We start from the raw sequence: 19,757 nt of genomic DNA, 5'->3' as shown, positions 1-19,757 counted from the left end.
GGCCATAATCACGCAAAAACAATGGCCGCTTTGGCACCACCACGCCATCAAGCCTGCACCGGACCCGCGGTCTGGCAATGCCCGGGTCACGATCCCTGGCAGAACTCCCGAAACCGTTCCATATTCACTGTCAGTTTTTGTCCAAGAACCGTGCCGGCTGGCAAGCCGACCGTGTCGAATTCCCGGTAATAGCCACATACCGAATGGTTCTGCGATGAATCACAGGTTGTTATGCTGCCGGGCATACTGACCCAGGTACCATCACGGTTCATGTGACCATGGACGGCAATCGCCGTGCCGTTGGCCGTCACCAGCGGTTCACAGAGTTGCCCGCGTCTGGCGGCACTGATCCCGGAGCGTGAATCACAACTCTCGGTGTCCGTGCCTCCCATCCAGTTGGTATAGCGATAGCGTGTCGTATTCGCGCCCTCTCGCCTTATCAGCATGCGTTTGCGATGACCGGTTATTCCCGGTTTCTGATCAAATTCAAAGGACGACGCGGCACTGGCCGGCGCGCGCTGACCGGTCATCATGTCATAGGGATACCCCGCCACCCCTGTGCCCTGCCATATCGGCATGGGTGTTGTCTGCGTCGGCACCTCCCACGCAAAGGTCTGACCCTGCCTGATCACACCGCCGATCCAGCCACTCTGCCAAACGCCGGAACTCCCGGACATCATCACATCCTCAAGATGATCCTGCTCGGCTTCGGACGTGATGGCGGCAAGATAGGATCGCATGCCGCAGGGCGAACCGGTGGATGACTGCGCCGCAACAGTCGCATTGTCAAAATTCATTGGCGGCGATGCCGTGACAAACTCGTGCAGGGAATAGGTGACACCCTCAAAGAACGGCAAACCTCCTATGCCAAATCTGAATGTTATGGTGGCATCTGATGATTGCGGCGAACCGGATATCCGGGATTGTCCCTTTGGCCGATAAAGTGTCTGGCTGATGACCCTGTTCCAGATCCGGGTTTCCAGAGGCAGCGGGCTGCTGAATTTCATCACGCCAATCCGCGGGTACCATGTCGCGGTCACGTCCGGCGGCATGTTGGGCAGATTTGATGCACTCCTCACAAAACCTGACGACTGCCATGTCACAAATTGCATGTCCAATTCACCGTGCAGACCGGGCACATAGTCATCAATCGCGATAAAGGCCGTGGACAATGTGCAATTCGGACTCGCCAATGAAGGTGTGGCTGAGATCGCGCAGAGTTCAGGGCGTTTTTTCACCCGCGTCGATGCCAATGCCTTGGACTCGGTCTTTTGCTGCCTGTTCGGCTGGTTGAGGACTCCCTTCCCGATGGCAAAATTGGCGATGACCGATTCCGGATCGCGGCCAACGACCTTGAAAAAGCCAGCCTGTCCAGGGACGAAAATATCGTCAGAGCGGTTCTGCCAGCCCTGCGCATTCAACTGGGCGGGCGTCCCGAATGGCAGGTCAGGCAGGGTCTTTGATGAACCGGATTCCCACAATTCGTAAAGCAGGTCATTGTCGACATCAAAGAAACAGAATGAATTGTAGGTCGTGGTGTCCGCAAAGGTCCGCACTACCGGTGACTGCCCTTGGGTATTGAACAATGCCGCCGTAGAGGCCACGGACCAGCTCCCTCCGGTCGCGATGGCACCTCCAGAATAGCCTGTCAGCGGAAATCTGGTCACCAGCCCCACGACATTCTGGTCTGCGGCGGGTTCGCGACCATTGATATTCCTGATTTCCGCGACGGCAAGCGATCTTTGCCAGATCCGCAGGTCAGAGATCAAACCCTTGAAGCCACTTTGCCTGTCGGAAAGGTCCCGCCCGATATGCAGAGCTGATTGTGTGGTGGAAATCACGTTTCCGGGCTTGGCCAGACATTCAACGAAATTCAATGGGGTGGCGGCTCCATCAACATACATTCTTGTTGTACTGGTGGTCACATTGCCACCAGCTGATGCCGCAAATGTCACGGCAATATGGTGCCAGGCGCCGTCACGAAGGTCCACTGCCTGCTGGGGGCGCATGCTGGCGCAGTTGAAATTCACCACCGGCACGGCAATCATCTGCGTCCCCTGCCGTACGAGTTCTATATCCAGGCCAAACTGCGATTTCTGGCCATTTCCCCACATCACCACAGTGCCGCGACCCGCGTGGTCGGGGTCCACCCGCACCCAGACCGAAATCGTGCGCGGACCGGCTCCAAGGATCGGAAAATAATCAGACGGGCCATCAGATGTCCGCAGAAACTGGTTGCGACCGTCAAAGCGATACCCGGTTCGTTCATACTGCTGATAGGATTTCAGCCGGAGACAGGCCTTGTCCAACGGCGAACCAGGCACAGAGACCACTTCGACATCGTCCGAGGCCCCCAGCTTCACCTGCACCCGGCGCAGCGCCAGATCGCCCTTTGCGTAATTGTCGGCATGGCTGACCAGAGTGATATTGGATGTTTGTACCTCAAGGATCATTTGCATGATCCCGACGCTGATCAGCGACAGAATGGCAAGGTAGATCATCAGCTCGACAAGGGTAAGTCCCTGCAAAGTGACGTGTTTCCGAGGGCTGGAGTGCCGACAACCGCGTTTGCGTAACAAGGTAATAAACATCTAACAAAACATTATGAAAAGCTGGATAATATCAGCATTAATTAATTAAATATTATCCTTTGGAACAGCCACTTAAAATCAATTTTCATGAATTATTACAAATGGTTCCATAGCACGCCCCGGCCACCAGGGCAGCACAATCAAGCTGTTAAGAAAAGGGACCGCCCCATGTCACAAGACATGTCACAAGACATGCAACATCTGGGCGTCTTACCCACCGGGAAATCGTCCATCATTTCTCAGGATGGAATTGCCCTGCTGTCGGTTGTGCTGATCATCGTTCTGCTGAGCATCATGGCCGCCCCGATGATGGAGGTCACGCGCAAGACACAGGAGCGTGCCATAAAGCAACAGCTGCTGACGGTGCTCAACAAGGAGGCAAAGGAATATCTGGAAATCGGGATCTTTGCGGTTCAGCGAGCCGGTGGCGTCCCGGATTCATTTTCCAGATCGCAATCGGCCAAGCTTCGCGAACTTGCTGTCATATGCGACCGGCGGGTGCGCACCATTGACCCCGATATTCTCGGCGGTGCGCGATTGAGTGACAACACCACCGTGCATAATTCGCAGGTTACCGTCTCCAAGAACCGGCAGGTTGCTCAGTTCATCGTCGAAAAGACCAAGACAGGTGACAATTACCAGCGCTTTGCAATCGTATCCTGTGCCACCGCAAATGACGGCAGCCTTGGCGTCTATGGTGCCGAGATCGCCGCAATGAAACGGTCCTATTACACTCTCAAATTCGGACGTTTCTGACCTCGGCCCGTCACGCACGCCTTTTGATCAGGAGCATGGTTGCGATCCGGAAATCTTCAGCTGGATATCAGCCTGACGCCCTGTACTGCTATCGTTGAAATTCACCCTTTTGAAAATGACAGATTTTCCATCATCCGCGGTGGCGCGGATATTCCAGCCATCCAGGCCACTCCAGCTTTGCATCTGCAAGTTCGGGTCGACCACCCCGTCACCATCCGGGTCATGATTGTAATGTCTCAATTCATAAAGGTTCGTCGCCGCATTCAGGGCGGACGGTGACAGCCTCAGCGGCACAACAATGCCATCGCTTGGTTTCTTCCAGTCCACACTTGATGACAACGTGCCATCCCCGCCTATTTTTGTCGGCAACTTGGGAGACAATTTCGCCGCTTCCAACTGTTCCTTACTCAGCAGCTGACCTGTGTCGGGATGAACCTTGGGAAAGAATTCGGTGGTGTCGTCAAGAAAGGTGAATGGATCGGTCCGGTCCGAAAGAACGCGGTCCTTTTCGATATTGTTCAGCGTAAAGGCAACAGAACCATAGCTATCGTCATAGCTGTCGAACTGGAAAAACAGGGAAAACCTGTTTTCTGTCGTGGGTTTCAATCTTGCAACATCCGCAGCTGGCAAAGAGGTCGAGGTCTGTTCATACAGGAATACGGTGACATGATCTGGGTACTGGATGCCGGGGTGCTCTCTCCAGCGCGATTTCGGGGAAAAGTAAACGTAAGGATAGCCATCCTGCTTCAAGTTGTTGATATCACCATAGCTCACTTTGCTCGCCAAGGCGCATTCGCCGGTGGAATCACCGTTGGGATAACGCCGTTCCAGACCATCCTCACGGTCAAATTTGAATTTGGTGCCGCAATAACCGTAATAGGTTGACGGCAGTTCGTTGCCACAGATGGAGACACTGGTGATATATTGGCGCACCGTGAACTTTCCGGTACTCGCATCAAACTCGCCAAGATCGAACCGGGTGCCGGTCCCACATCTCTGCCCCCCGCAATTGACAGCAACATTGAGGGTGGTGTTATCGGACTGGATCAACGAGCCGCTGCGCATCTTCCCATACAGTTTGTCCTCGCCCATGTACCCGCTTGGCGAGCGGTATTCCAGCTTTTGCAGGGCCAGCCGCACATCCTTGACCGGCCCTTCGAGGGACAGTTTGCGTGAATTCTCCCCCACCAGACGAACAGTGCCAGGCGCATTCGGCAGCGATAGTTTCGATGTCGCCACATCGGTTTTGAGTTCAAGGAAAACATCGGTCATCGGATCATTCGCCAACGCATCGACAAAACTGACGACATTCAGGCCGCCATGCCCGACAACGGCATATTCATCCGGCATTTCCAGCCCGATGCCGGGCGTGGAAAGATCTGGCGGCTCGATCATCGAGGTGTGAAATCTGCCGGGACTGGCCGTGTCATAGGCAACAAAGCGTGGCAATAACACCTGTTTGCCGGTCGTTACACCACGCGACGGGTTCACCCCATCCGCAAGGCAGGCAGGATCATCAACATTGATCGTGGCGATACCTGTAGACTGGTTAATGAAGATCGGTCTGCTGATCGAACAGCGGCCAACCCCATCTTCGATACCCAGGGTCAGAACCACCCCCTTCGCAATCAGCGCGTTCATCAATTTGGCGATGCTGTCACCACCCCTTGTCATACAGTCATGCTTCATCTGGAAGGTGCCGGCACTTACATTGGCGTTTGCAGCAAGGGTGCAGCGCGGATCAATGCCGTCAAAACGACTGATGTTGCCAAACAGCGCAACCAGCGTCATGCCGTCACCATCCTGCAGGTCCTGTGGCAGCTCTGCATCGCTGTAGACCTGTGGCCCTACCGGTTCGGCAAGTGTCCGTGACGAGAATTTCTTGTATATGTGGGCCGCGATGGCTTCGCTTTGCTGTTGATTTGTCAACTGCGTCTGTTCGCCGAACATCGACTGTTCATTGACCTGAATGAATTGCAGCGCCGCCACGCTGATCATGCCAAGAAGCGCAACCGCAACAAGCAACTCGACAAGAGACATGCCACTGTATTCAAATAGTTTTTTTTTCATATTGACATAAAAATAACGATATAAAATGTAAATAAACGGTAAATGCCTTTACCAAATCGGTCAAATATCCGATTGGCCGTGATATCCGGTTGATACCGGCACGCCGGATTCGCGGATTGACGAGGGCAAACACCTGGTTTATCACGCTTGCAGACGGCCCGATGGCAGAGTGGTTATGCAGCGGTTTGCAAAACCGTGTACGTCGGTTCAATTCCGGCTCGGGCCTCCATTTATCTTGTAATGCCTGATAAGTGCCTCCTGGTCGGCAAGCGCGCATGACGTCGCGACCCGGCCCAACCGGCAATCAGGTTACGGTGTTGCCCGCATGCGGCTCCTGATCTCCTTATCCGCGCTTCTGATTTCCACTCTGTTCGTGCAGATGGGCATTGGCGCGTTGCGTCCTTTCGATGCCATTTCCGGTCAGGCCCTCGGCTTCACACCGGTCGAGATCGGTCTTCTTGCATCCGGGCATTTCGCGGGCTTTCTGCTTGGGTGTGTGTTCGGACCGCTGCTGGTGCGGCGTGCCGGTCATTCCCGTGCCTTTGCGGTCATGGCCGGGGCGGCTGTCATATCGATCATTGCGCATCCATTGATACCTGACGCGCTGTTCTGGGCGGCCATTCGGGTGCTGTCCGGCTTTTCTGTGGCTGGATGCTATACGCTGATCGAAAGCTGGCTACAGGCCAAGATCACTAACGATATTCGGGGGCGGGTTTTCAGCATTTACCGGCTTGTCGACATGTCGGGCCAGATCATGGCCAACGCCATCATCGCCACCCTGACCCCGGCAAGCTATGTGTCCTATAATCTGATCGCCATCATCATGTGTCTTGCGATTCTGCCGCTGGCCCTGACACAGAGCAAGGAACCCGAACTTCCCGAGCGTTTCAGCTATCAACCCTTCTTTGCGCTCCGCATTTCACCGCTTGCCGGTCTCGGGGTCGTGGTGGCCGGTCTGTCAACGGCCACCTTTGGCTCCGTCGGCCCGATCTATGCCATCGCAGTAGGGTTGGACCTGTCACAGATAGCCCTGTTTCTGGTTGTATCCACGGTTGGCGGCATGGCCTCGCAACTTCCAGCCGGCATTCTTGCAGACAAGATTTCACGACGCACGGTTCTGCTGGTGTTCAGCATTTTGGCAAGCGCACTGTGTCTTTTGATGATGCTTCCAGTCGCTGACATCACCATTGGCGGGGTGCCGCTTGTCTATGTCATGTCGTTCCTGTTCGGCTTCACGACCTTTCCAATTTATTCGATTTGTGCCGCCCATGCCTCTGATTTTGTTAGTCAAGACCAGATCATCACCCTTAGCGCCTCGTTGATCTTCATGTATGCTTCAGGTGCGATTGTGTCTCCGCTTCTGGCCGGCGTGATTATCGAGCAGTTTGGCGCGTCGATGATGTTCAGCATGATTGCCGTGGCACATATCATGCTGATGCTGTTCACGATCTATCGCAATTTTGTTCGTCCTGTCGAACAGCGTCGCCGCTATGCCTATATACCGCGAACATCAATGTTCATTGCCAGCATCCTTCGCCCCAGACGGCATGGACATGGCAAAACCGGAACCCCGGAATAGCAACCGGTCAGCGGCAGAACCTCGGCCGGTACGGGAATTTTTTACAGTTTTGGCTTTGCCGCCAAAAATGTCGCACCTATATGGGGTGGCAATGCTATGCTTGCCGTAACAACAGGCGGCATCTGCAAGGATGACGATTGAACAGGAACAAGAGATGGAATCGGTAGTGTCGGTCGACGCCAAATCAAATGATCTTTCGCAGGCAGCAGCATCGGTAACCGCTGACAGGTTCCGGTCTGCCATGGGGCATTTTCTGACCGGCGTCACAATCGTCACAACCCGCGGCGAATCCGACATGCCCTATGGGCTGACGGTCAGTTCATTCAATTCGGTGTCACTGGACCCGCCCCTGATCCTGTGGTCACTCGACCTTGGCAATGACCGGGCATCGCTTTTCCGCGCCTCGGCCGGATTTACCGTCAATGTGTTGCCGGCCGGCTGCGAGGATCTGATCAGAACCTTTGCCGCGCCCGACGCCGAACGGTTCGCCGACACGGCCTGGCATTGGGGTGTCACTGGCCAGCCGGTACTGGACGATGCCATTGCGTCCTTTGAATGCCGATTGTGGGCAGAATATCCAGGCGGTGACCATGCAATTTTTGTTGGCGAGGTGATGGATCTCGCCACCCGTGACGGCGAAGCTGCGGCATATTTCAAGGGGCGTCTGGGCACCTATTCGACCTGATGCGCGCCGCCGAGACAACAACTGCGGAACTGGTACTGGCCGGCGGCGGCCATGCCCAGGTTGCCGTCTTGAAATCTCTTGCCATGAAACCGGTTGCCGGTCTTCGCACGACCCTGATCTGTCAGGATGTCAACACCCCCTATTCAGGCATGCTTCCCGGATTTGTCGAGGGTGTGTGGCCGGCACAGGACATCCACATCGATCTTGCACGACTTGCCCAGATGGCCGGTGCGCGGTTTATCAACGCGCGCGTCACCAACATGGATGTCGTCGAACAGCTGGTACATCTTGAAGGTCGACCACCCCTGCCCTTTGACGTGCTGTCCCTGAATATAGGTGGCCAGCCCGACATGACGGCGATTGACGGCGCGGGCGAGCATTGCATTCCGGTCAAGCCGATCGGCAGGTTCCGCGACAGGCTCGAATTGCTTACCGCCGGTGGTCATCCTAGCAGAATAGCCATCATCGGCGGCGGTGCAGCAGGTTGCGAACTGGCACTGGCGCTGTCAAAACGCTGGCTTTCCGCGACCGGAACCCGTCCCCAGATCGACATTTATGCACGCAGCGCAAGGCTGGTTCCCGAAATGCCGGCGCGTGCTGCACGATTGATCTATGAAACACTTGCCGCCGCCGGAATCACCGTTCGCTGCGGCCAGACCGTTACCGGGGTCATGGCAAACGCACTTTATCTGGAAGATGGCAGCCAGCATGGCTTTGACGTCAGCTTTCTTGTCACCGCAGTGGCGCCGCCGGACTGGCTCGCCACCACCGGTCTTGCCCTCGATGATCGTGGGTTCGTTGCCGTCAACAGAACGCTGCAGTCGGTATCTCACAAGCATGTCTTTGCTGCCGGCGATATTGCGACATTGACTGATGATCCCCGGCCAAAGGCGGGGGTCTATGCTGTGCGGGCCGGCCCCGTACTGGCCGACAACCTTCGCCGTTATCTCAATGGCAAGGCGCTTCGTGGCTGGTCGCCTCAAAAACGTGCGCTGGCGATCCTTGGCACTGCGGACGGGCATGCCATCGGCATCCGTGGCACACATGCCAGCAAGTCGCGCCTCTGGTGGTGGGCCAAGAAATGGATCGACCGCCGCTGGATGGCGAAATACACAAAGCTGAAAATGTCGCCCCCGCCGGCGCCAAAGATGTTTCCTGGACTGAAAGAGCGTGCAGCGACACCGACAGACCCGGCATTCGAAGCCATGCGTTGCCTCGGCTGCGGCTCCAAGACCGGACATGAAACGCTTGCCGCTGCGATGCGCGATGCCACAGACAGGGCGGTGGCGCTTGGCGCGGACCCCCGTTTGATGCCGCCAGACGGGGTGGCGGAAGATTCTGCAGTCCTCCCAATCCCTGAGGCCGGCGAACTTGTCCAGTCTATCGACAGCCTTTCAGAAATCGTCAGCGACCCGTTTCTGCTTGGCCGGATCGCCGCCATCCACGCTATGAGCGACATATACGCTGCCAATGCTGTACCGGTCTGGGCCATGGCCAATGTGACCATGGGCATGGCGCGTCTTGATCTGCAACAACACCAATTGACCCAGCTCATGACAGGCGCGCTGCTGGCGTTGAGCGAGGCCGGGGTGCAGCTTGTCGGCGGTCACACGGGTGAAAGCCGTGACCTTGGCCTTGGTTTTTCCATCACCGGGTGGCGACAAGGGCCGCCAACGCCGCCAGCTGCCGACACAGACACCGCCCTGATCCTCACAAAACCCCTTGGCACGGGTGTCATCATGGCGGCGCAGATGCAACTCGCGGCACGTGGTGACTGGGTTGCCGCCGCGACCGCCAGCATGGCACAGGGCAATGGCAGGGCCGCACAGCTATTGGCCGACTACAATCCGGTGATGACCGATGTCACCGGATTTGGGCTGGCGCGCCATGCATTGAACCTGGCCGAGCGGTGCAATCGCAAAGGCGTGCTGATCGAGTTGTCCAGCCTGCCCTGTCTGGATGGGGCCATCACCTTGCTGGACGCTGGCCACCGTTCAACCCTGCATGGCCAGAACAAGGCCGCTGTCAGGCTCGCCGCCAATTCACCGACGTCAGGCATCATGAATATTCTGTTCGACCCGCAGACAAGTGGCGGCCTTCTGGCCGCACTTCCGGCGGTGGACGCCGCGCCGATTGTCGAACAACTGAATAGTGACGGCATAGCGGCCGCGATTATCGGACAGTTTGAAGACACTACACCTGGCCTGCGGGTCAGGGCCTGACAGGAGTACCACCCATGTCACCCCCGATCACCCGCGCAACGACCTGGCTGGACACATCCTGTGACATGATCATCGATGTGCGCTCGGAAGGCGAATTTGCCGAAGATCACATTCCCGGAGCGGTCAGCATGCCGGTGCTGAATGATCGTGAACGCGACGAGATCGGCACCATGTACAAGCAGATCGGCGCGTTCGAGGCAAAACGTCGTGGCGCTGCACTGGTTGCGCGCAATATCGCAGCCCATATCGACACCCGTCTTGGCGATGCACCGCGCGATTTCCGTCCTCTTGTCTATTGCTGGCGTGGTGGTCAGCGAAGCGGGGCCATGGCGCGGATTCTCAGCGAAATCGGGTGGAAGGTTATCCTGCTTGAAGGCGGCTACAAAACCTATCGCAAGGCGATACTGGACGGGCTTGACTCCCTCCCCTCGACATTGCGGGTCATCATGCTGCGGGGCCGAACAGGAACGGCGAAGACACGCATTTTGCGGGCTGCGGCTGAAGCCGGCGCACAAATCATCGATCTTGAAGGTTTGGCAAGTCATCGTGGTTCACTTCTTGGTCCGGAACCGGGCCAGCCCCAACCCTCGCAACGCCATTTTGAATCGCACCTTTTTGCGGCGATGCACCGGCTCGACCCTGCACGCCCCGTCTTTATCGAGGCGGAAAGCAACAAGATCGGTGATCTGCATGTGCCACGCGCCCTGTGGCACCGGATGCGCGATGCGCCGGCGCTGCAGGTTGTTGCGCCATTGGCGGCGCGCGTCAAATTCCTGCTTGCCGATTATGACCATATCATTGCCGAACCGGACCGGCTGAAACCCTTGCTGAGCTGGGTGGTGACGCGCATCGGCCATGAGCGCGTTGACGACTGGCGAAGCTGTGTGGATGCCGGGGATTGGGCCGGCTTTGTCAGACGTGTTCTTGAGGATCATTATGACCCGGCCTATGACCGCTCGGCGGCGGCGCGCCAGCATGCCGATCTTGGTGAACTGGCGGTCGACAGTCTGGATGACAAGGTGATTGCGGGGCTGGCACGCGACCTTGCCGCGCATGTCTGAACCGCATCAGGTCCAGAACATGAAAAAACCCTGTTGCATCGTCGAATTAGTAATGTATAACGCTCCGCAGGCGTTTCCCCGGTAGCTCAGCGGTAGAGCAAGCGACTGTTAATCGCTTGGCCGGCGGTTCGAATCCGTCCCGGGGAGCCAACCTCCTTAAAGCAAGGTCCGTGGACCGTGGTTCAAGTGACTGTTTCCAAACGATTAACGTTCTGGAACAGGAGCTTGTGTTTCCATGGTGTGGGTAAGGTCTCCGGTATACTTTTACAATCGTAACGGCACGTACTACTTCTCTCGTGCGGTTCCTTCTGATCTTCGGTATCGCTTTCCCAAGCGGAAAATCGAGGTCTCCCTTCGTACAAAATCAGAATCCAAGGCTGCCAGATCTGCTGCCGCCCTGTCTGACAGGCTGGAGCGATACTGGGATAGTTTGCGGATGGAAATGATCTATTCGAAGGAGCTTGGCCTGACGGTCCTGCCAGAGACCAGAACGGTGGCGGCTGACAGTTTCAGTTTGACTGACGCGCTGGCGCTCTATCACCGGCTAAAGGGTACAGGTAAGACCAGCCTGTTCTTTGAATCATCAGAGCGAAGCATCCGCTATCTGATCGAATGCCTCGGGCATGACAGTCTGACATCACTCGAGGTGTCAGACGCAGGACGTTTCAGGGACTATCTGTTCGAGCGCGGCATGTCCTCATCATCCGTAAAGCGTGTCTTCTCATCTGTAAGGGCAGTCATCAACCTTGCCATCAGGGAACATGGTCTATCGATGACTAATGTGTTCAGCGGCACCTTCATCCCGGATGATGAGGTAAAGAAGAAGCGGCTGCCGATCCCTACTCCTGATCTGGTCAAGATCCAGCAGGAGTGCATGGCACTGGATGATGAGCCACGCTGGCTTATCGCTCTGATCAGCGACACAGGCATGCGCCTGTCAGAAGCCTGCGGCTTGCCGGCTTGTGACATCCATCTCGATAGCGATACACCCTATGTCGATCTTGTCGAGCATCCCTGGCGACGTCTGAAGACGTCGTCCAGCAGCAGACAGGTGCCACTGGTGGGAGCATCACTCTGGGCAGCGCAGAAGATCAAGGATGCAGGCTCTACCCTCGCCTTCCCAAAATACTGCAGCGACGCCAAGTGCAATGCGAACTCAGCCAGTGCGGCGCTGAACAAATGGCTGAAGCTACGGGTGCCTGATGGATGTGTTATCCACTCCTTCCGACACAGCTTGCGTGACCGCCTCCGTGCCATTGAATGCCCAGCCGACATCATCGATGCCATCGGCGGTTGGACAACCGAAGGCATCGGCCATCAATATGGCCAGGGACACAGCCTTACTGTCATGCATGGGTGGATGAAGCTGATAATAAAATAGTGACCATCGGGTGTCCCCCCAGCCATAAAGCACGGTTAAGCACACACGTTTGCTGAGAGGACTTTGATAACGATGCGCTCAATAACGCTGTCTGTCCAACGAATCAGGCGCGGCATTAGCGCACTATCATTCTAGGGGAAGATCGTGTTCTGCAGGAATGGGGCTACGAACTCTGATGGTTCATTGCCAAAGGCACCCACACACTCTGCAGAACGCGTGCAACTTGGCACATCGCGTCTAGAACATCACTGCGTCACCACCGCACATGAGCGAATGGCTGAGATAGATTCCAAAGTCCAAGAACCGTGATCCTTGGAAACAGTCACTTGAACCACGGTCCACGGACCTTGCTTTAAGGAGGTTGGCTCCCCGGGACGGGGTTCGATGCCTATCCGTGGCGCCATCCAGTAACTGATTCCAGCTATATCAATAGCTTAGCAAGCCGCCCTTACAGGTCAACTGTCAAAACCTTACCTGTAACCTTGCCTGAACCCTCGACCATGGTCCGAGTTCCAAGGCCCAAGCAAAAAGGTCCGTGGTCCACGGACCTTGAGCCGCGGATCGTGGGCTTTGGCTCACAGTCCGAGTTCCGAGCTTCGAGTTCCAAAAGCATCACCGTTGACCAGATCACGCTCCGAGAGCCGCGAAACACGGTTCTATGATCGCGGCGCTTGGAACGTGGCGCATAAGCTTCAGTAACACCCGTCCAAGTGCCGCGTTCAGGGAGCCGAGATCATAGAATCGTGTCACGGTCCAAGGACCGCAAAAAGTGTTGACATTTGCGGCAAAAATGTCGACACTTTTTGAGAAAATTGATTTTAATGCAGTTAGTGAATGATCTTGCAGCAAGATTGGTCAGACAGTTTCATCGGCATTTACCACTCTCCGGATGACTTGGTAGCCGGGTCCTTGGGCGACCGCGCCCTCGCGCTCTTGCGATGGCGCATTCTGAATGGCGTTTTCGTTGGTGGTGACAAGATCCGGGAACAGGTCGTGGCGCGGGAGCTTGGCGTCAGCCGCGGAACGATCCGCGAGGCGACGCGCAGGCTATACGGTGCCGGTCTGGTGGAGATCGACGCGCAGCGTGGCGTGTTCGTGCGCACCTACACACTGGAACAGATCATCGATATCATCGAAGTCCGAAAATCACTCAGCGACCTCATCGCAACTTTGTTCCTTGAGCGCGCTACCGAAGCCGACCACGACCGTATCAAGGCACTTTACGCACGACTTCTGGAATCGAAGGTCACAAGCTATTGCAACGGCGACTACATCACCAGTGTTCAATTTACCGAAGCCTTCGTACGGGCAGCCAACAGCGACCGGGTGTACACGTTGGAGCGTGAAGCCTGGCAGCAAATGCGCATCTTCAAACTATTTCTGAGACGCCAGATCGGGGGGCCTGTCGATTTCGAAGCCTTCAACCGATCAATGTTCGTGCAGGGCACCAAGCACCGGCTGGCACTATACAACGCGATCTCGTCCGGCAGCCGGTCGCAAATCGCCGGTGCAATGCGTGACGCAGCCGACGCCTCGCTTAATCGCGCGCGGGTGCTTTTTGATGATTTTCTTGAATTACGAGGAAGAAACTGGCCATCGCTTGTTGATCGCGCGAGGCCGAAATCACCCAAAATCGACGGATTTCAAGCAACTACCAACATTGGGAGGGAAAACAAATGAAAGCCTTGAAAAACTTCATGCTGGGCGTGGCGGTGATCGCCATGGCGGCCTTTGGTGCGCCTTCTGCGAACGCTCAGGTCGACTTTTCGGGACAAACCATCACAGTCGTTGTGCCCTTTGGCGAAGGCGGCGGAACAACGCGGGTGTTTGGCTACTTGCTGCCATTCCTTGAGCGGCATCTTCCTGGCAACCCACTGGTGCAGATGCTAAATATCCCGGGTGGCGGTTCGATTAAGGGTGCCAACCAGTTCCACAACAACCAACTGGCCGATGGAACCTATCTGCTGGCAACCTCAACCTCTACCGTCGTCAATCAGGCAACGCGCAACTCGCTGGTTGAATACGATCTGTCGGCCTATCAGCCGGTCGTGCTCATCGGTTCGGAGACTCATTGGTTCACCAGTTCGGCCGTTTCGCCCGAGCCTTACGACTTCGGTCCGTTGATCGAGCGTCCGCTGGCGCTTTATGCGCTGAACTCGCCAAGCTCGGCGGACCTGTTCCACGTCTGGGTCTTCGACAAGCTCGGGATCAAAGGCGCAAAGCCGATCCCTGGACTTTCCTCCGGCAACGGGTTCCAGGCCTTTCTGCGCGGTGAGATCCAGATCAGCTCGCATGGCTCGGCAAACTATCTGAAACGTGTGGTTCCCGGCATTGAGAGTGGTGAGTTCAGCGACCTGATGTCACTTGGGCTGGTCCAGGCGGACGGGACGGTTCAGCGCACCCCCTACTCGCCAAACACTCCGACTTTCCCTGAACAGTACGAGCGCATCCACGGCACGCCGCTTGCAGGGGCAGACCTTGAGACATACCTCGCAATCAACGGGATCTGGAACCGGGCCAGCAAGGCATTGTTCCTTCCTACTGATACACCTGCCGACGTAGTGGCTGCCTGGCGCGACGCGTTTGACAAGATCATCGCCGACCCGGAGTTTATTGAGACAGCCGAGGCCAATCTTGGGCCGTCTGACCTTATTATCGGTGACCTCGCGGGAGAAGTCGTTTCAGGCGCCGCTGTTCTGTCGGACACCGCTATCGAGCAGTTGAACGCAGTGTTGGCGGCAAACCGATTCACGTTCCGGATCGAGTAGATAAGAAAACCGCCGGCCGTCATGGCCGGCGGGCCGAACGACGGGTGATTGGTTAATGGAACTGTTCCTAGATGTATTGCTGCGCCTGTTTGAGCCCAGCCATATCCTGTTTCTGCTTGCAGGTGCGGTGCTGGGAATGACCGTAGGTATTCTACCGGGTCTAGGCGGAACCACCGCCCTGGCGATCCTCCTACCGTTCGTGTCGAACTTCGAACCTACGCAGGCGCTTGCGCTGATGATTGGTGTGCTGGCGCCAACGACCACGTCGGACACGTTTCCGGCGGTGCTTATCGGCATACCCGGCACAGCCGGGTCTCAGGCCACCGTGCTCGACGGTTATCCGATGGCGAAACAGGGTATGGCATCGCGGGCACTGAGTGCCGCCTTTCTGTCGTCACTGACTGGTGGTGTCTGGGGCGCAATCATTCTGAGTTTTTCGATTGTTTTCGCAAAGCCAATCATCTTAGCTGTGGGGTTTGGAGAGCAATTCTTATTGATCATCCTTGCACTCGTCATGGTCGGTGCGCTGACCGGTGCCAATATCATCAAGGGGATAGCGAGTTGCGCCATTGGGCTGGTGATCGGTGCGGTCGGGTTGGCCCAAATAACCGCCGACCCGCGACTGACCTTTGACACGCTCTATCTTGTTGAAGGCGTGCCACTAGTGGTCGTTGGGATGGGGCTATTCGCGATTCCCGAAATCGTGGCGCTCTTGCATTCTAAGTCTTCAATTACCGGCGACATGGCGCTGAAAAACCAATGGATGCAGGGGTTCCGCGATGTTCTCAAGAACTGGTTTCTGGTTTTCCGCTGTTCGTCAATCGGGGTGCTCGTCGGCGCGCTGCCGGGGCTCGGTGGCACGGTGGTTGACTGGATTGCCTACAGCCACATGCGGCAGACCGAACGACGCGACACCGAAAAACTGGGCAAGGGCGACATTCGCGGGGTGATTGCACCCGAGTCCGCCAACAATGCCAAGGAAGGCGGCGCGCTGATCCCGACGATCTTGTTCGGGATTCCGGGATCTGGCAACAAGGTGTTGCTTCTGGGCGGGTTCTTGCTGGTGGGCATAGAACCCGGTATCGAGATGGTCACGACCCGGCTGGACCTGACCTACACCATCATCTGGTCGCTGGCGCTGGCCAACATATTCGCGGCGGGGATCTGCATATTTCTCGCGCGCCCGATGGCTAGGATAACGACCGTTCCATACTACATCCTTGCCCCGATCCTGATAGCATTGGTCTTTTTCGCCAGCTACCAGGTTAATCGCGAGTGGAACAATTTCGCCGGCCTTCTTTTCTTTGGCCTGCTCGGCGTCATGATGAAGACCTATGGATGGTCGCGACCGGCGCTTCTAATTGGCTTCTTCCTGTCCTCAAAGATCGAACTTCTGAGCTACCAGACGTCCGCAGTCTACGGCTTCAGCTTCCTATGGCGAACAGGTTCGCTGATCCTAATCGCAGCGACTGCGATTACGCTTTGGTTCCTTGTCCGCCAGAAAATCGGCGGCGAAGAACAGACCACGGACACGCGCGAACAGCGAAACCAGATCTTCCTCACGCTTGGATTTCTGGTTCTTCCCACGGCAATGGTTGCCGGTGTATGGGGGCTTGACCCGCGCGCGTCATTATACCCGCTGATGTTGTCGCTGCTTCTTGCGGCTATGCTGCTTTTCGTTGCCTACGCCCAATATCTGACACGCCGCGCGACGCTTTCTGGCCAGCCGTTGCCGGCATCGATTCTACTTCGCGACGTATTTGCCCATGAGGGGAACCTGGGCGAGATTCTGAAGGAATTCGCCTACCTGCCGCTGTTTCTTCTGATGATCTTCATTTTCGGCTTTCCGATCGCAATGCCTATCTTCATTATCGGCTTTATCAGTTTTCGGAACCCGCGGCATTTGCCGCTGTCGATCCTGCTTGGTCTTGGCCTCTTTGCCATCACCTGGGCGCTCGCCAATATGCTAACATTGCAGTACCCAAGCGGCTGGATATCTGGCCTGGTGGATATGCCCTGGTGGCTGGCTGGACATTAGGCCGTGCCGCAAGAACACTGGAAACGACACAAGGGATAGACATGGACAACGACAATGCAATTGCAAGGAACCTGCCCTTCGCGGATCGGCGGCCGAAGCCGCGGACAAAAGGTCTGAACTATGTTCGTGCCCCCGCGGTACTGGGCGCGACTTTGCAGGACACGCTGGATGCCTACGCGTCCCATATCGATATCCTGAAACTTTCGGGGCATCAGGCATCGCTTGCGACCGAGGCGGCGTTGAGGCGCGCAATCGACGCCTGTGCACAAGCGGGCGTACGGGTCGCCGTGGGCAATCCGCCGATTGACGCCGCTCTGACTGGCGGGCGTGCCAGCCTCGAGGCCGTGTTTGGGGTGCTCGCTGAATGGAATGTTGGCCTTGTCGAGATTTCAGGCATAGCGCGAACGCTTGACGACGAAGATCTGGCAATGGTCATAGGACTGGCCAGGGCGAGGAAATTGGAAGTCATCTACGAGATCGGCGTCGACTTCGCTCATACGCGTTCCGCTGATCATGAGCTGTTTCTGAAGCGCCGGGCCAGTCTTGCGGCTACCGCATTGGCCGCCGACGCTGCTTTTGTATTGGTCGAATCCGAAGGTCTCACCGAGAACCGCGGCCACGAACCACCGCACTGGGACGCACTCGACGAAATTGTCACCAACCTCGACTCCGCGCAGGTGATATTTGAGGCGGACGATCAGGACGTAATGTGCAAGCTGATTGACATCTACGGACCGAAAGCCAACCTGATGGTGGATTATTCCCGGATTGAAAAGCTCGAAGCCGCGCGGCGTGGTTTTCCGCCCTCACAGTCCCTTTGGGGCAAGGTCGCGTCGCTGGCATCGGACGGCTGATCCGCGAATGGTGAAAAGGCCGAACATCCTTTTCATAATGGCCGACGATCATGCGTGCCGCGCGATCTCGGCGTATGGGTCGGGATTGAACGAAACACCCGCGATCGATCGGATCGCGGCCCAGGGTATGCGACTGAACCACTGCTATGTCACCAATTCGATCTGCACGCCCAGCCGCGCGGCAATCCTGACAGGCACGCACAACCATCTCAATCGTGTCCAGACGTTGCGCACTTATCTCGACAACCGGTTGCCGAACCTGGCTAAAGAGCTGCAAGCTGGCGGCTACGCCACCGCGATTGTCGGAAAGTGGCATCTGGGTGAAGGCCCAGCTCACGAACCCGCGGGCTTTGACTATTGGAACGTGCTGCCGGGTCAGGGCCGCTATTTCGAACCCCAGCTGATCGATATGGGTCAGCAGACGACCAGATCGGGCTACGTTTCCGACATCATCACCGACATTTCACTTGAGTGGCTTGGGAACCGTGATCCTGATAAACCGTTCTTCCTTATGTGCCACCACAAGGCGCCCCATCGCTCATGGGAGCCCCACCCGAAGTATAACCAATTGTATCAAGACGATGTTGAAGTTCCCGACACCTTCGATGACGACTACAAGAATCGCGCCCGCGCCGCGGCAAAGGCAAAGATGCGGATTCGCGACGACCTCACATATCAGGATCTTGGTCTAGTGCCGCTTGACCTTGGCGAACCGACCGGGCGCGACGGGCGCGAACGAAAGGTACCCAATCCAACGGATCCAACCGGACTTGAACTGACTGACGCGGTCACCGGCGAGGTGTTTCGTTTCGCGGATCGCGAGGCGCTGGGTCGGTTCAAATATCAGCGCTACATCAAGCGGTATCTGCGCACGGTCGCGTCACTTGACGAAAATGTCGGGCGCATGCTCGATTGGCTCGATACGTCGGGACTCGCCGAGGACACGATCGTTATCTACACCTCGGATCAGGGCTTTTTCCTTGGCGAACACGGCTGGTTCGACAAGCGGTTCATCTACGAACAATCGTTCCAGATGCCGTTTCTTATCCGCTATCCCTCCAAGGTGGCCGCCGGTGCTGTCTGCGATGACATCGTCTGCAACGTTGATTTTGCACCGATGCTGCTTGATTTCGCGGGCTTGCCGGTGCCCGACTACATGCAAGGTCGTAGCTTCCGAAGGATTCTCGAAGGTCAGCCGGTCCCGGATTGGCCCCAGATTGCCTATCATCGTTACTGGATGCACCGCGATGCGACCCACAATGTCTATGCGCACTACGGCGTCCGGGATCAGCGCTATAAGTTGATCTACTGGTACAACGAAGGCTTTAATCTGCCCGGAACCCGCGAAGGCGGTCAGGACCGTGAGTGGGAGTTTTTTGATCTGGAGGCCGATCCGCTTGAGCTATTCAATCTGATCAACGACCCATTATATCGAGACCCTATTCTTGATCTCTACGAAAGGCTTGACAATCTACAGTCAGAGATAGGCGATACGCCGGAGCATAGCGAACCACCTTGATCATCCAATCAAAACTGACCGGAAGTGCGGCGACAAATTTGGATAAGTGCGTGCGCCGAAAATGACCGCGACTTGAACGGGCAAAAACAAAGTTAAAGAAGGAAAGTACGCCGACGAGACCACCCCGAACCTACGCCCCCCCTCGAGCCAATTCGATTCAGATCCAGCAATCATCCCAAGTAACCCCCGTTCAAGATCCGAGGTCCAAGCACCGCGTTCCGAGCACCGCGATC

Annotated in this window: 13 protein-coding genes and 2 tRNA genes; 13 read left to right on the top strand and 2 right to left on the bottom strand. The window is 56.5% G+C overall.

Features of this window, described 5'->3' with window-relative positions; genetic code table 11:
• Window positions 1–86: 86 nt before the first annotated feature.
• Entirely contained in the window at window positions 87–2,528 is a 2,442-nt protein-coding gene (locus AB3X55_02590; GenBank protein MEX0502465.1) for a LamG-like jellyroll fold domain-containing protein, read from the bottom strand.
• A 255-nt stretch (window positions 2,529–2,783) separates the two neighbouring features.
• Between AB3X55_02590 and AB3X55_02585 the strand changes: the two genes are divergently transcribed.
• Window positions 2,784–3,347 carry a hypothetical protein gene (locus tag AB3X55_02585; GenBank protein ID MEX0502464.1) on the top strand — a complete coding sequence of 188 codons (564 nt, stop codon included), beginning with the start codon at window positions 2,784–2,786 and terminating at the stop codon, window positions 3,345–3,347.
• Window positions 3,348–3,374: 27 nt separating this feature from the next.
• On the opposite strand, the gene AB3X55_02580 is transcribed toward AB3X55_02585, so the two are convergent.
• Complete coding sequence (locus tag AB3X55_02580; protein MEX0502463.1) at window positions 3,375–5,417, bottom strand: PilW family protein; 2,043 nt, start codon at window positions 5,415–5,417, stop codon at window positions 3,375–3,377.
• 155 nt (window positions 5,418–5,572) lie between these two features.
• On the opposite strand from AB3X55_02580, the gene AB3X55_02575 reads away from it, so the two are divergent.
• The 12 genes from AB3X55_02575 (at window position 5,573) to AB3X55_02520 (ending at window position 19,524) form a co-directional block, all read left to right on the top strand.
• Window positions 5,573–5,646 (top strand) — tRNA-Cys (locus AB3X55_02575).
• Between the two features lie 96 nt (window positions 5,647–5,742).
• A complete protein-coding gene (locus AB3X55_02570; protein MEX0502462.1) occupies window positions 5,743–6,996 on the top strand; it encodes an MFS transporter in 1,254 nt (417 codons plus the stop codon).
• 154 nt (window positions 6,997–7,150) lie between these two features.
• Window positions 7,151–7,681: a flavin reductase family protein gene (locus AB3X55_02565; protein ID MEX0502461.1), complete on the top strand. Its 531-nt coding sequence runs from the start codon at window positions 7,151–7,153 to the stop codon at window positions 7,679–7,681.
• A complete protein-coding gene (gene selD / locus AB3X55_02560; protein MEX0502460.1) occupies window positions 7,681–9,903 on the top strand; it encodes a selenide, water dikinase SelD in 2,223 nt (740 codons plus the stop codon). The genes AB3X55_02565 and selD overlap by 1 nt, the downstream gene beginning before the upstream one ends.
• A 14-nt stretch (window positions 9,904–9,917) precedes the next feature.
• Entirely contained in the window at window positions 9,918–10,964 is a 1,047-nt protein-coding gene (gene mnmH / locus AB3X55_02555) for a tRNA 2-selenouridine(34) synthase MnmH (GenBank protein ID MEX0502459.1), read from the top strand.
• A 75-nt stretch (window positions 10,965–11,039) separates the two neighbouring features.
• Window positions 11,040–11,114 (top strand) — tRNA-Asn (locus AB3X55_02550).
• An 85-nt stretch (window positions 11,115–11,199) separates the two neighbouring features.
• Entirely contained in the window at window positions 11,200–12,345 is a 1,146-nt protein-coding gene (locus AB3X55_02545) for a DUF6538 domain-containing protein (GenBank protein MEX0502458.1), read from the top strand.
• Between the two features lie 834 nt (window positions 12,346–13,179).
• Window positions 13,180–14,025 carry a GntR family transcriptional regulator gene (locus AB3X55_02540; protein ID MEX0502457.1) on the top strand — a complete coding sequence of 282 codons (846 nt, stop codon included), beginning with the start codon at window positions 13,180–13,182 and terminating at the stop codon, window positions 14,023–14,025.
• Window positions 14,022–15,113 carry a Bug family tripartite tricarboxylate transporter substrate binding protein gene (locus AB3X55_02535; protein ID MEX0502456.1) on the top strand — a complete coding sequence of 364 codons (1,092 nt, stop codon included), beginning with the start codon at window positions 14,022–14,024 and terminating at the stop codon, window positions 15,111–15,113. The genes AB3X55_02540 and AB3X55_02535 overlap by 4 nt, the downstream gene beginning before the upstream one ends.
• Before the next feature lie 55 nt (window positions 15,114–15,168).
• Complete coding sequence (locus tag AB3X55_02530; GenBank protein MEX0502455.1) at window positions 15,169–17,151, top strand: tripartite tricarboxylate transporter permease; 1,983 nt, start codon at window positions 15,169–15,171, stop codon at window positions 17,149–17,151.
• A gap of 41 nt (window positions 17,152–17,192) precedes the next feature.
• On the top strand, window positions 17,193–18,005 hold the full coding sequence (locus AB3X55_02525) for a phosphosulfolactate synthase (protein MEX0502454.1): 813 nt from the start codon (window positions 17,193–17,195) through the stop codon (window positions 18,003–18,005).
• 7 nt (window positions 18,006–18,012) lie between these two features.
• Entirely contained in the window at window positions 18,013–19,524 is a 1,512-nt protein-coding gene (locus AB3X55_02520) for a sulfatase (GenBank protein ID MEX0502453.1), read from the top strand.
• The last annotated feature ends 233 nt before the right edge of the window (window positions 19,525–19,757 follow it).

This window comes from Alphaproteobacteria bacterium LSUCC0719 (assembly GCA_040839025.1).
Taxonomy (GTDB): domain Bacteria; phylum Pseudomonadota; class Alphaproteobacteria; order Puniceispirillales; family Puniceispirillaceae; genus UBA8309.
This window is presented reverse-complemented; position numbering and strand designations above follow the sequence as displayed.